This is a genomic window from Micromonospora chalcea, from assembly GCF_028768405.1.
Lineage (GTDB): Bacteria > Actinomycetota > Actinomycetes > Mycobacteriales > Micromonosporaceae > Micromonospora > Micromonospora chalcea.
On record NZ_CP118233.1, the window covers coordinates 2749012 to 2762723 of the forward strand.

General features: G+C 72.3%; 10 protein-coding genes. 2 read left to right on the top strand and 8 right to left on the bottom strand.

The window, feature by feature from the left end:
• Positions 1-71 precede the first annotated feature (71 nt).
• The 3 genes from PVK74_RS11595 to PVK74_RS11605 all read right to left on the bottom strand — a co-directional run bounded on the left by PVK74_RS11595 (position 72) and on the right by PVK74_RS11605 (position 3231).
• On the bottom strand, positions 72-2054 hold the full coding sequence (locus PVK74_RS11595; RefSeq protein ID WP_064445314.1) for an ABC transporter ATP-binding protein: 1983 nt from the start codon (positions 2052-2054) through the stop codon (positions 72-74).
• A 135-nt stretch (positions 2055-2189) separates the two neighbouring features.
• Complete coding sequence (locus PVK74_RS11600) at positions 2190-2957, bottom strand: enoyl-CoA hydratase/isomerase family protein (RefSeq protein ID WP_043329652.1); 768 nt, start codon at positions 2955-2957, stop codon at positions 2190-2192.
• Between the two features lie 46 nt (positions 2958-3003).
• On the bottom strand, positions 3004-3231 hold the full coding sequence (locus PVK74_RS11605) for a helix-turn-helix domain-containing protein (RefSeq protein ID WP_007072022.1): 228 nt from the start codon (positions 3229-3231) through the stop codon (positions 3004-3006).
• Positions 3232-3533: 302 nt separating this feature from the next.
• Between PVK74_RS11605 and PVK74_RS11610 the strand changes: the two genes are divergently transcribed.
• The gene (locus PVK74_RS11610) at positions 3534-4136 is read left to right on the top strand and encodes a cadmium resistance transporter (RefSeq protein WP_233607766.1); all 603 of its coding nucleotides are present in this window, start codon (positions 3534-3536) and stop codon (positions 4134-4136) included.
• 46 nt (positions 4137-4182) lie between these two features.
• Here PVK74_RS11610 and PVK74_RS11615 read toward each other — a convergent pair whose 3' ends face one another.
• Positions 4183-5790 (bottom strand): ABC-F family ATP-binding cassette domain-containing protein, encoded by a 1608-nt coding sequence (locus tag PVK74_RS11615; protein WP_064445312.1) that lies wholly within the window; start codon positions 5788-5790, stop codon positions 4183-4185.
• 247 nt (positions 5791-6037) lie between these two features.
• Here PVK74_RS11615 and ypfJ point away from each other — a divergent pair, with 247 nt between their 5' ends.
• Positions 6038-6952 (top strand): KPN_02809 family neutral zinc metallopeptidase, encoded by a 915-nt coding sequence (ypfJ, locus tag PVK74_RS11620; protein WP_187693248.1) that lies wholly within the window; start codon positions 6038-6040, stop codon positions 6950-6952.
• Positions 6953-7021: 69 nt separating this feature from the next.
• On the opposite strand, the gene PVK74_RS11625 is transcribed toward ypfJ, so the two are convergent.
• From PVK74_RS11625 to PVK74_RS11640, 4 genes are all read right to left on the bottom strand, one after another.
• A complete protein-coding gene (locus PVK74_RS11625) occupies positions 7022-8233 on the bottom strand; it encodes an RCC1 domain-containing protein (RefSeq protein ID WP_187693245.1) in 1212 nt (403 codons plus the stop codon).
• Between the two features lie 165 nt (positions 8234-8398).
• Positions 8399-9037 (bottom strand): acVLRF1 family peptidyl-tRNA hydrolase, encoded by a 639-nt coding sequence (locus tag PVK74_RS11630; RefSeq protein ID WP_166456856.1) that lies wholly within the window; start codon positions 9035-9037, stop codon positions 8399-8401.
• An 85-nt stretch (positions 9038-9122) separates the two neighbouring features.
• Entirely contained in the window at positions 9123-12815 is a 3693-nt protein-coding gene (locus PVK74_RS11635; protein WP_274479061.1) for a reprolysin-like metallopeptidase, read from the bottom strand.
• 216 nt (positions 12816-13031) lie between these two features.
• A complete protein-coding gene (locus PVK74_RS11640) occupies positions 13032-13685 on the bottom strand; it encodes a LysE/ArgO family amino acid transporter (RefSeq protein WP_209962625.1) in 654 nt (217 codons plus the stop codon).
• Positions 13686-13712: the final 27 nt, after the last annotated feature.

A 13712-nucleotide genomic window follows, 5' to 3' on the forward strand; every position in this document is an offset into this window, starting at 1 on the left:
GCCGGGTGCCCGTCCACCCGGTCGGTGCCGATCCACGCCCGCCGGCGCCGGGATTGAGGCCTCGCGGGCCGCTAGTTGGCTGCCGCCGGGGGCATGGCCTCGTGGGCGACGTAGGTGCCCATCGGCACAGTGGTCACCACCGGCTCCGGCTGCTCCGCCTCGGCGTGCGGCGCGGGCGAGTCGGTGACCGCGAACTGGGTGCGGTACAGCTCGGCGTACAGGCCGCCGACGGCCACCAGTTCGTCGTGCCGGCCGCGCTCCACGATCCGCCCCTCGTCGAGCACGAGGATCTGGTCCGCGTCGCGCACCGTCGAGAGCCGGTGCGCGATCACCAGCGCGGTACGGCCGGTCAGCGCCACCGACAGCGCCCGCTGCACCGCTGCCTCGCTCTCCGAGTCCAGGTGGGCGGTGGCCTCGTCCAGGATCACTATCGACGGGGCCTTGAGCAGCAACCGGGCGATGGCGATGCGCTGCTTCTCGCCGCCGGAGAAACGGTAGCCGCGCTCGCCGACCGTCGTGTCGAGCCCGTCCGGCAGCGCCCGGACCAGGTCGGCCACCTGCGCGCCGGCCAGGGCGGCCCAGATCTCGTCGTCGGTGGCGTCGGGCTTGGCGTACCGCAGGTTCTCGCGGATGGTCTCGTGGAACAGGTGCGAGTCCTGGGTGACCACGCCGATCTCGTCGCGCAGCGAGGCGAGCGTCGCGTCCCGCACGTCGACGCCGCCGACGAGCACCTGGCCCTCGCTGACGTCGTAGATCCGGGAGATCAGCATGGACAGCGTCGACTTGCCGGCGCCGGAGGGGCCGACCAGGGCCACCATCTGCCCGGGCTCGACGGCGAACGAGACGCCCTTGAGCACCGGCTCGTTCACCGTACGGTCGAGGGTCGAGACCTCTTCCAGCGACGCGAGCGACACCTCGGCGGCGCTCGGGTAGCGGAAGCGCACGTCGCGGAACTCGACCCGGCCGCTGCCGCGCGGCACCGGCACCGCGTCGGGCTTCTCCGCGATGCCCGGACGCAGGTCGAGCACCTCGAAGACGCGGTCGAACGAGACGAGCGCGCTCATCACGTCGACCCGGACGTTGGAGAGCGCGGTGAGCGGGCCGTAGAGGCGGGTCAGCAGCAGCGCCAGCTTGACGACGGTGCCGGCGCTGACCGCACCGGTGACCGCCAGCCAGCCGCCCACCCCGTAGGTGAGCGCCTGGGCCAGCGACGCGACGAGCAGCATCGCCACGAAGAACGTCCGCGAGTACATCGCGGACTGGATGCCGATGTCGCGCACCCGCTCGGCCCGGCGGGCGAACCGGTCGGCCTCGACCTCCGGCGCGCCGAACAGCTTGACCAGCAGCGCTCCGGCCACGCCGAACCGCTCGGTCATGGTCGCGTTCATCTTCGCGTCGAGGTTGTACGACTCGCGGGTGATCTCGGCCAGGCGCCGGCCCACCCGGCGGGCCGGGATGATGAAGATCGGCAGCAGCACCAGCGCCAGCACGGTGATCTGCCAGGACAGCACGAGCATCGCGCCGGCGGTGAGCACGAGCTGGATGACGTTGCTGACCACCCCGGACAGCGTCGAGGTGAACGCCCGCTGCGCGCCGAGCACGTCGTTGTTGAGCCGGCTCACGAGCGCGCCGGTCTGCGTGCGGGTGAAGAACTGCAGCGGCATCCGCTGGACGTGGTCGTAGACCCGGGTGCGCAGGTCGAGGATTATGCCCTCGCCGATGCGGGCCGAATACCACCGCTGGACCAGGGAGAACAGGGCATCGGCCACGGCGAGCGCGGCGATGATCAGGGCGAGCCGGACCACAGTCGTGCGGGCGTCCGGACCGCCGCCGGCGATCGCGTCGATGACGTCGCCGGCGAGCAGCGGCGTGGCCACGCCGATCACCGCGGCGATGATCACGGTGATCAGGAAGACGACGATGTCACGCCGGTAGGGCCGGGCGAACGCGACGATCCGCCGGGCCGTGCCGCGCTTGAGCTCGTGGGCGGAGACCTCGTCCCGGTTGCGCAGCGACCGGAGCATGCTCCAGCCGCCCATGCCGCCGCCGGCCATCGGGTGGGACACTCGTCACCTCCAGGTCGTCAGGCAGCATGAATCGTCGGAGTCCATTCTCCAGACGCCTGTGACAACCTCGCGAGTAACCCAGATCTTCCCGAACGGTCCTTACGAAATCGCGCTCCGGGCCGGTTACTCGCCCCGGCCGGCCAGGTCCCGGATACGCCGGGTCTGCGCCTCCCGCTCGGCGCGCTGCTGCTCGGCGTGCGTACGGTCGGCCGCGCCCGCCAGGAGCGCCTTGATCTCGACGATCGCGTCCCGGTTGTTGGCGAGGAGCCCGGCCGACAGGTCACGCACCGCGGCGTCCAGCTCGTCGTTCGGCACCACGAGCGTGGCCAGGCCGATCCGGTCCGCCTCGGTGGCGTCCATCCGGCGGCCGGTGGCGCAGATCTCCAGGGCGCGCGAATAGCCGACCAGCTCGACCAGGCGGCGCGTGCCGGCCAGATCGGGCACCAGGCCGAGTGTCACCTCGGCCATCGAGAGCCTGGCGTCGGCGGCGAGCACACGCATGTCGCAGGCGAGCGCGAGCTGGAAGCCGGCGCCGATGGCGTGGCCCTGCACCGCGGCGATCGACACCACGTCCGGCCGGTGCAGCCAGGTGAAGCCGCCCTGGTACTCGGCGATCCGGTCGGCGCACTCCGCCTCCGGGAGCGCGGCCAACTCGGCGAAGGAGCCCGGCCCGGTGGCACCGGCGACCGCCAGGTCCAGGCCCGCGGAGAAGGCGCGCCCCTCGCCGCGTACGACGACGACGCGGACGTCGCCGGGCAGGTCGCGGGAGAAGTCGCTCATCGCCCGCCACATCGCCGGGGTCTGGGCGTTGAGCACGTCGGGCCGGCACAACGTCACCGTCGCAACCGGCCCGTCGCAGTCGAAGCGCACTCCGGTCGTCTCGGCGGTCACCGGACGCCCCGGAACACTGCGCTGATGGACGACGCTGGGCGGCGGGTCACGCCTTCTTCCGGCGCCGGGCGCCGCCGCGCTGCCGCAGCTGCACGCCGGATTCGGTGAGCACACGGTGGATGAACCCGTAGGAACGGCCGGTAGAGGCCGCCAGAGCACGGATGCTCTCACCCCCGGTGTACCGCTTTACCAGGTCTTTGGCGAGCGTCTGACGCTCGGCCCCGACGATCCGGCGACCCTTCTCAGTGCTGGTGGCTGTGCCGGTGGCTGCCATGCTGATCCCTCACGTCCCAGACTGTGCGGTTCGGATACGGTCCCACCTATTAGACCGCCTCGGACGATCATGCGCCAGATATCAACTATTCGCCAACCGACACGCTACGCAATGTCAGCTTCCCGATAGAGTGATCCTTCCGACCGGCTGATCCGTACCGCCCCGCCGGACGAGCGCATCCTCCCCCATGATCGACACCAGTTCCCCGAAGTGGCTGCGTCACCGTGCTCCGGACACCTCCACTTCGGCGAACTGGTGTGGATCATGCGACGGCCGGTGCGGCGGGCCGTATCGTGCCCGGGGTGATTGACGTGATCACGGCCGCGGCGGGTGCCGCCGGTGTCTTCGCCGCCACCAATCTCGACGACATCGTCGTGCTCACGGTGCTGTTCGTGGCCCTCCGGCACACCGGACGCCCCCGGCCCTGGCAGATCGTCGCCGGGCAGTACGCGGGCATCGGCGCGCTCGTCGCGGTCGCGGTGGTGGCCGCCGCCGGGCTGCTCGTGGTGCCGGACCCGTGGCCCGGCCTGCTCGGCCTGCTGCCGATCGCGCTCGGCGTACGCGCGCTGATGTCCCGTGGCGACGACGACGAGCCGCCGGCGGTGGTCGGCAGCCTGCTCGGCGTCGCCGGGGTGACCGTGGCGAACGGAGCCGACAACGTCGCCGTCTACGTGCCGGTGTTCCGCTCCCTCGACCCGGCCACCGGCCTGGTCTGGCTGCTGGTGTTCGCGCTACTGGTGGCCGTGTGGTGCGCGGTCGCCGCCGCGCTCGGCGGGCACCCCCGGGTGGTGGCCCTGGTCGGCCGCGCCGGCCACTGGCTGGTGCCGGTGATCTTCATAGTCATCGGCGCGACCATCCTGCTCACCTCCGGCGTCCTCCCCCACCTGGCCGATCTCCTGACCTGACCGACCCGAACCGCCCCGACCCGGCCCACGGGGAAAAGAGGGCGGGTCAGGCCAGCTCGACCAGCTCCAGCAGGTCGTCGGACCAGGCGTCCTCGTCGCCGTCGGGCAGCAGGATGGCGCGGTCCGGCTTGAGCGCGCTGACCGCGCCCGGGTCGTGCGTGACCAGCACGATCGCGCCCGGGTAGCGGGCGATCGCGTCGAGCACCTGCTCACGACTGACCGGGTCGAGGTTGTTCGTCGGCTCGTCCAGCAGCAGCACGTTGGCGCCGGAGCAGACCAGCGTGGCCAGCGCCAGCCGGGTCTTCTCGCCGCCGGAGAGCACGCCGGCCGGCTTGTCCACGTCCTCGCCGGAGAAGAGGAACGCGCCGAGGATCTTGCGCAGGTCGGTGTCGGTCTGGTCGGACGCGGCGCTGCGCATGTGCTCCAGGATCGTCCGGTCCACGTCGAGCGTCTCGTGCTCCTGGGCGTAGTAGCCCAGCCGCAGCCCGTGCCCGGGGCGTACCTCGCCGGTGTCCGGCTCCAGCAGCCCGCCGAGCATCCGCAGCAGCGTGGTCTTGCCGGCGCCGTTGAGGCCGAGGATGGCCACCCGGGAACCCCGGTCCACCGCCACGTTGACGTCGGTGAAGATCTCCAGCGACCCGTACGACTTGGACAGGCCGGTGGCGGTCAGCGGCGTCTTGCCGCACGGGGCGGGGCTCGGGAACCGTACCTTCGCGACCTTGTCCGCGACGCGGACCTCGTCCAGGCCGGAGAGCAGGCGCTCGGCGCGCCGGGCCATGTTCTGCGCGGCGACGGTCTTGGTGGCCTTGGCCCGCATCTTGTCCGCCTGCGCCATCAGCGCGCCGGCCTTCTTCTCGGCGTTTGCGCGCTCCCGGCGGCGGCGCCGCTCGTCGGTCTCCCGCGCCTCCAGGTACGCCTTCCAGCCCAGGTTGTACGTGTCGACCACGGACCGGGTGGCGTCCAGGAACCAGACCTTGTTGACCACCGCCTCCAGCAGCGAGGCGTCGTGGGAGATCACGATCAGGCCGCCCTTGTGGTTGGCGAGGAAGCCGCGCAGCCAGGTGATCGAGTCGGCGTCGAGGTGGTTCGTGGGCTCGTCGAGCAGCAGGATGCCGCCGCCGTTCTCGCCGGCGTCGCGGAACAGGATCCGGGCCAGCTCGATGCGGCGGCGCTGACCGCCGGAGAGCGTGCCGATGGTCTGCGCCAGGGCGCGGTCGGGCAGGCCGAGGTTGGCGCAGATGCGGGCGGCCTCGGCTTCGGCCGCGTAGCCGCCGAGGGAGGCGAACTGGTCCTCCAGCGCGCCGTAGCGGCGGACCAGCCGCTCGTCGTCGGCGCCTTCGGCGAGCTTGTTCTCCAGCTCCTTCATCTGCGCCATGAGCACGTCCAGACCGCGGGCGGAGAGCACCCGGTCCCGGCCGGTGACGTCCAGGTCACCGGTGCGCGGGTCCTGCGGCAGGTAGCCGATGGCGCTGCGCCGGTCGATCTGGCCGCCGTACGGCTGCCCCTCGCCGGCGAGCACCTTGAGCGTGGTGGTCTTGCCGGCGCCGTTGCGGCCGACCAGGCCGATCCGGTCCCCCGGCTGCACCCGCAGGGTGGTGTCGGACAGCAGGATCCGGGAACCGGCGCGCAGTTCCAGGCCGGTGGCAGTGATCATCTCGGAGTACTCGCTCTCGGGTCCGGAAGGGCTGATTCAGGGCACGCGAAAGCGCCGGCGGGTGGTGTTTTCCCGTCGGCGCGGGGCGGTTCAGCCTTCGCAGCGCAGCACGGGGGCAAGTGTACCGGTCCCCGCGGGCCCCCTCCGCCGGATTACCGTGCAAGATCATCGGGTACGAAATCCGCCGTCCGGACCCGGTCCGGTACCGCAACCATCACAAACGGACACATCGGTGATCGGGGTCAACATGGAGCTGAACGAGAACGCGCGGGTCGACACCAGCCAGGTGGACGACCGGCGAGGGTCCGGCGGAGGCGGCGGGATGGGCATTCCGATCCCGATCGGCGGCGGCCGGGGCGGGATCGTGGGCATCATCATCGCCGTGCTCGTCGCCCTGGTGGGCGGCGGCTTCGGCCTCAACGCCGCCACCAACGGCGGCGGCTCCGAGCAGGGCGACAACACCTCGCTGGAGCAGAAGTGCTCGGCGCAGGACGCGCTGGAGCAGCTCGACTGCCGCAACACCCTCTACGTCAACTCGATCCAGGCGTACTGGCGTACCGCGATGCCGGAGGCGTTCGGCGAGCAGTACAAGCCGTCGAAGACCGTGTTCTTCAGCCAGAACGTCAGCACCGCCTGCGGCTCCGCCGACTCCGGCGTGGGCCCGTTCTACTGCCCGGCCGACGACCAGGTCTACATCGATCTCACGTTCTACCGGCTGCTGGCCGACCAGCTCGGCGCCAAGGGCGAGTTCGCCCAGCCGTACGTGCTGGCCCACGAGTACGGCCACCACGTGCAGGACCTGCTCGGCACCGAGGCGCAGATGCGCCGCCAGCAGGAGCGTGACCCGCAGAGCGCGAACGCGCTGTCGGTGAAGCTGGAGCTGCAGGCCGACTGCTACGCCGGCGCGTGGGCGAAGAACGCCACCGGCACCGCCGACGACCGCGGGCAGAAGATCTTCAAGAGCATCACCGAGGAGGACATCTCGCAGGCCATCGACGCCGCCGAGAAGATCGGGGACGACGCGATCCAGGAGCGTTCCGGCCGGCCGGTGAACCCGGACGAGTTCACCCACGGCAGCTCGGAGCAGCGCAAGCAGTGGTTCACCAAGGGCTTCACCACCGGTGACCCGAAGTCCTGCGACACCTTCGGCGCCGGGGCCTGATCCCCGCTCGGCGCATCGGCCCGCACCGCCACGGACGGCGGTGCGGGCCGATGTCGTTTCCGGGGCCGGTCAGGCCGGCAGTGTCACCTGAGCCGGAGTGGACCGGTTGACAGTCGTCCCGTCACCGAGCTGGCCCCCGCTGTTGTCGCCCCAGCACCACAGGCCGGCGTCGGTACGGATCGCGCAGCCGTGGTCGGTGACCGCGAGCCCGCCGGTCCAGCTGGTGGCGGTGCCGACCTGCGCGGGCGCGGACCGGTGGGTGGTGCTGCCGTCGCCCACCTGGCCGGCCGAGTTCTTGCCCCAGCACCAGAGGGTGCCGTCGGTACGCGACGCGCAGGACGTGTCGCTGCTCGCGGCGATCCGGTTCCACGTGGTGGCGGTGCCGATCTGCACCGGCGCGGTCCGGTACGAGCCGCTCACGCCGAGCTGGCCGTATCCGTTCTCACCCCAGCACCACAGCCCGCCGGCGCGGACCCCGCAGGTGTGCGCGTACCCGGCCGCGACGCCGGTCCACCCGGTCGCGGTGCCGACCTGCGCGGGCGCGGTCTGCGGCGTCAGGTTGCCGAGCCCGAGCTGGCCGTCCGAGCTGGCCCCCCAGCACCAGAGCGTGCCGCCGGTCCGGATACCGCAGGTGTGCCCGTAGCCGGTCGAGACGCTCACCCAGTCGGTGGCCGTGCCGACCTGCAGCGGGGTGTTCGCGACGTACGGCGAGGCGCCGACGCCCAGCTGGGTGGTCCGGTTGAAGCCCCAGCACCAGAGCGTGCCGTCGGTGCGTATCGCGCAGGTGTGCTGGGGGCCGGCGTCGACCCGGGCCCAGGTGGTCGCGGTGCCGACCTGCACCGGGGCGCTGCGGCTGGTGGTGCTCCCGTCGCCGAGCTGGCCCCGGAAGTTCGAGCCCCAGCACCACAGCGTCCCGTCCGTGCGGACCGCGCAGGTGTGCCCGGAGCCGGCGTCGACGTTGGTCCAGGTGGCGGTGCCGACCCGCGTCGGGGCGCTGCGGTTCGTGGTGGTCCCGTCGCCGAGCTGACCGCCGTAGTTCGAGCCCCAGCACCACAGTCCCCCGTCGGTGCTGATCGCGCACGTGTGCGCGCCGCCCGCGGTGACGCTGCTGACGGTGGGCGCGGCGAGCGCGGCGCGCTGCGCCGGGCCCGCGTTCGCCGTACCGGCGGTGAGTGTGGCGGTGAGCACGAGGCTTCCGGCGCTCATTGCCGCCGCCGCGACGAGGAGTCTCGTCGCACGGCGCCACCGGGCTCGCAGCCGGCCGTCCTGATATCCGCTCATGAAGTTGTTGTCTCCCAACGATGTCGGCGCGTGATGGCGGAGGCGAAGCTGCCCCTGCGGGTCGCCCGGAGACCCGCCGCTTCGTGACACCGACGATAGGCATCGAGTCGATTCGATGCATCATCGAGGAGCGGGATTGCGCCGTCTTGAGGTGATCTTTCCTGTTCAGCGGACCAGGATGTGGACCGCCCGGGCGGCCGCGACGGCGGCCACCAGCACCGCGTGCCGGGGCTCCGGCACGTCGAGCAGGCGCGGCGCGCGCAGCGCCGCCAGCGGGGCCAGCCGTCGGTCGGTCAGCACCGTGTCCACCGCGCGCCGGTCGCCGCCGCACACCAGCGTCGACAGCGTTCCGGCCTCCGGCAGCAGCAGGCGTACGGCCAGCTCGGCCGCGTCGCCCAGGGCTGCCTTCGCCTGGTTGTCGCGCCGCCGGGCGAACCGCTGCTGGGACCAGCCGCCCGCCGCGGTACGCCCCTGCACGTACCGGGTGTCCACCTTGGAGACCACCAGGTCGGCGCCGTCGGCGACGCCGACCGCGACAGCGCCCTTGCGGGCCAGCAGCAGACCGATCCGGCGGGCCGCGGTGGCGGAGGCGACGAATCCGGGTACGTCCGCCGACGCGCTCGCCCCGGGCGGGGTGTGCAGCTCGGCGGTGGCGTCGTCCGGGGCGGTGAGGAGGAGCCCGTACTCCTGGACTGTGGTCGTGGGCGGGCCGTGCCGGTCGGTGAAACCCTCGACCCAGCGGGCGACGCGGCCGGGGTCGACCTCGACCCACCGGCCGCCGCCGGCGGCGGGTCGGCTGCTCATGGCCCGACGGTACGCCATCGCCGGGCCCGGGAACGCAGCGCGGGAGGACACCGTGACCGGTGCCCTCCCGCGTCTACCGGGTGGATCAGTGGACGGTGAGGTTGCCGCCCTTCAGCGTGACCTCGGCGGTGCCGCCGCCCGTCCAGTCGGACGAGAACAGCAGCGCGCCGCCCTTCCACAGCGTGACCCCGACGGTGTCGTTCCTGCCGGGGGCGCCCCGGTCGGTCACCGTGACGGCCAGCGTCAGGCCGGAGGCCACCAGCTTGCCCTTGTTGTCGTACAGGGCGGCCTGGTAGCGCACCTGGGCGACCTTGCCCGCCGAGGTGACGCCGAGCGCGTCGACGGTGCCGGCCTTGATCGTGTACGCCTTCCCGCCGGAGCGGAACTCGATCTCGGCCTTGCCGGTGGCGGGCTTGTTCGCCTTGCCCGGCTTCGCGTTCAGCTCCACCTCGACGGTGGAGTTCACGTCGGCCGGGTAGGTGCCCGCCGAGCGGGTGGCGGTCAGGTGACCGCCACCGGTGAGGAACCCGCCGTCGGAGACGGCGACTGTGACCTGCGCGGTGGTGCTGCCCGTGTAGTTGCCGCCCACTGTCGCGGTGACGGTGTGCGTGCCCTTCGGCAGCGTGGCCTCGCACGCCGCGGACGCGCTCGTGGTGGCCGTGCCCAGCAGGGCCGGCACTGCGGCGCAAAGCGTCACGCCGTCCTTCGTGAAGGTGACGGTGGCGGTCCGGATGTCACCGGCTGTGGTGTCCGTCGCGCCGGGCAGCACCGAGCTGTCCCGGACCACGGCCTGCAGCAGGGCCTTGCCGGAGGCGCCGCCGGTCGCGGTGTTCACCAGCGTGTCACCGGCCCAGCTGACCGCCGCGTCCTCGGCGGTGACCGTGATCGTGAAGGAGGTGCTGCCGGTCAGCCCGGAGCCGTCGGAGACGGTCACCGTGACCGGATAGGCACCCGGTGCCGCCGTGGTGGTGCCGGCGACCGTCCAGGTACGCGAGCCCGGCCGGGCGTCGGCCGCGGAGGTGCTCGTGACGGCCAGGGACAGGCCGGCGGGCAGCCCGGTGGCGGCGGCGGTCAGGTCCGCGCCCGTGGTGTCGCCGTCGGTGGCGGTGACCGTGACGGCAGGCGAGAGCGCGTCGCTGTACTGGACGCTCACGCCGTCCGGGGCGGTGCTGGTGACGGCCGGGGCGGACCGGATCGTGAAGTCGGCGTCGTTGACGTCGAAGAAGACGTTCCCGACCGCCTCGATCTTGATCCGGGCCTTCCCGGTCGCCACGTTCGGCAGCGTCACCGTCGCCGAGCCGGTGTTGGCGGTCTGCTCCGCCAGCACGTACGGGAAGGTCAGCCCGCCGTCGGCGGACAGCGAGATCTTCACCTGCGCGGCGTTCACCGGCGCCACGTCGGTGCCGGCCACGTCCCACGTCACGGTCTGGGTCGAGCCGCCGTCCAGGACGGCGGCGGCGCCCTGCGAGGTCACCAGGAACGGACCCGCGTCCGGCGCCAGCACCACGGCGACGTCGCCGCTGCCGATGCCGCCGCCACCCAGCCGCCCGTCCCGGGCAGTGAGCTTGAAGTGCAGGGTCCGGTCACCCGCGATGCCGACCCAGTCGCGGGTGGGCAGGAACTCGGAGTAGCAGTCGACAAGCTCGGCCGGCACGTTCGACGCGCCACCGGTGGCCGGCGGGGCCGGGGCAGCCGGGCAGGCGCCGGTGGCCGCGTTGGTGTTGCCGGCCAGGATCTGCCGCATGTCCGGGAACACCCGGGTCGAGTCGGTGGTCACCGCGTTCAGCCCCGGCGAGTAGTACTTCAGCGTGTCCGTCGGCGACACGATCGCCGCCTCGCCGAACACCCGGAACAGCGGACCGTTGACCTTCGTGTTGTTCGTCAGCGCGGTGCCGGTCGTGGCGCCCCTGTCGTTCTGCTCCCACAGGTACGTGACGGTGTCGCCGTCGGCGTCGGTGGCGCTGCCGGTCAGCGCGAACGGCGTACGCACCGGGATGGTGACGGTCTCCGGGACGGTGACCACCGGGGCGTGGTTGGTGGTCTCCTCGACCAGCCAGCCGCCGTTGTCGATGGCGCCGCCCTTCGCCGTCTCGCCGACGAAACCGGACGCGCCGGAGGCGTTCGTCAGCTCCAGCGACGCCACGTTGGTGGTGGCCAGCGTGCCGCCGAAGGTCACCTGGAAGCCGTTGTCGTTGAGCGTGCCGCTGCCACCGAACGCGGCCACGGTGACCGTCGCGCCGGCCGGCCAGCCGGCGATGCCCTCGATGGCCGCCTTGATGCCCGCGGTGGTGTAGTTGACGCCCCGCGTGATCGGCGCCGAGTCGCTGCCCGCGTAGCTGATGGTGAACGAGTCACCGTCGGCGTCGAACCCGTACAGCGAGACGTTCTGCACCTCGTTGATGGCCGGGCGGTTCGACGTGACGTAGTTGGTGATCTCGGTGTAGCTGCGGTGCGACCAGTACGGGTCGCTGTGCGGCTGGAGGTTGTCCTGCTGGCAGATGCCCGCGTACGCCATGATCGACGAACCGCTGCCCGGCTCGTACGAGTTGGCCGCGCTGCGGTTGCCGCCCGAGCAGTTGTACTGGGTGCCGTTGAAGGTGTGGTTGCCGGCGAACTGGTGACCCATCTCGTGCGAGACGTAGTCGACCGCGTAGAAGTCGCCGACCGGTGTCGGCAGGCCGGTGCAGCCCTGCGCCTTGCCGTTGCCGCCGATCACGCCGAGGCTGGCCACGCCGCCGCCGTTGACGCCCAGGCCGACGTGGCCCACGTCGTAGTTGCTCGCGCCGACCAGCTGGCCGAGCACGATCCGGTTACGGCTGAGCGTGCCACTGCCGCAGGAGGTGAGCTGCGCCGGCGTGAAGCATGCCGCCGCGCCGCACGGGCCGTTCGGCTCGGTGGCCAGGGCCGGCGTGTTCAGGTTGGTCTTGTCGGTGTCGTTGATCAGCACGAGCCGGATCGCCGTCTCGTCCTCGTAGATCTGGGTGACCCGGTTCATCAGCGTCACCTTCGCGGCGGTGACGTTCTCCGCGCCGAAGTAGGTGGCGTACGACGGGTCGGTCACCAGCGCCACCCGGTACGTGCGCAGCTTCACCAGCGGCCCGGCCGGGACGTCCGCCTCGGCGATCTCCTCGGCCAGCGCGTGCGCCTCCTGCGTGACGTCCGCACGCTCGACGAACTCGCCCTCCGGGTGCTCCAGGTCGCGGGCGAAGTAACTCGCGTACAGGCTCTGGTCACGCTGGTAGTACGGGTCGATGTACCAGTTGCCCTTGGCCGACCGGACCGAGGCGTGGAACCCGAGCGGGGTGAGGTCCGCGCGGATGGTCGCGGCCGGGTCGTCCAGGCCCTTGCCGGCGTACGTGGTGATCTCCGGGTGCCTCGCGGCCAGACCGGCCTCCATGACCGGCGAGTCGACCAGCTCGAAGCGCTGGAACGTGCCGTCCGGAGCGGGCAGCGACACCACCTGCTTCGCCACCCGGGCCACCGCGACGCGCTTCTCGGCCGGCGCCTTGTCCAGCAGGCCCTTCATGGTGCCGCGGTCCAGCTTGTACGCGGTCAGCCGCTTGGCCTTGATCGCGGCCTGGCGGCCCGCCTTGGTGGCCGCCGGCTTGCCGTCCACCTTCTGCCACGGCCCGTGGACGCCGGGCGCGGCGGAGGCGGGCGCGGGCGCCGCGAGAACGGGAAGCGTCGCCGCGGCCAGCGCGGCGACGAGGAGGGCAGCGGTCCGTCCGCGCCGGGCGGGTTGCCGGTCGCGCGGCGGACGCCACAGGGTGATCCTCAAGTCTTCTCCCTGCTGGGTCTGGTGTGGATCGACGCACGACCGGTGGGGATGACCGGATGTACGTGAACGGTCCACGGATTGTTCCGTGACCCTAGGACCACTCGCGACTCCGAACATCAGCCGCGAAGATGATGCGGTTGCGTCCGGACGATGCTCCGGGTCGTCCCGGCTCCCGGAATCCGATCGATGCCGTCGGGCCGCGGCCGTCCCCTTCGGTCAGACACCGAGCACTGTGGCGACCGCGAGGGCGGCGATGATGACACTGGACAGCAGCGCGGTGACCCGCCGCCCACGGGGACCGGTGAGGGCCCGGCCGATCAGCGAGCCGCCGCCGGCGATCAGCAGCTGCCAGCTGGCCGAGGCGAGGAACACGCCTGCGGTGAAGGCGGCCGCGCCGACCGGGCTCGAGCCGAGCACGTCGCCCCGGCCGAGGACGAGCGCCACGAAGTAGACGACGGTGGCCGGGTTGAGCAGGGTCAGCGCGAGAACCGCGGCGAACGCCCGCACCGGCGTGTCCAGGCCACCCCGCGGACTCGGCTCCTGCGCCGGGGCGGGTGAGTTCGGCTCCTGCGCCGGGGCGGGTGGGCGCATCGCGCGCCAGGCGGTGAGGCAGGCGAGGGCCAGCAGCACCCCCGCGGCGATCAGCCGCAGCGGACCCGCGAACGGCGCGAGCCCGCTGGCCACCGCGGCCCCGCCGAGCGCCGCGACGGCCGCGTACATCCCGTCGGCGGTGGCCACGCCGAGCGCCGCCGCCGAACCGACCCGGAACGAGGTACGCGCGCTGAGCCCGAGGATGAGGATCGCGATCGCACCGACCGGGATGGCGACGCCGTAGCCGGCGACCAGGCCGGCCAGGAACGCCCCGGTCACGACGAGGGGTGGTGGGCCGAGGCGGCC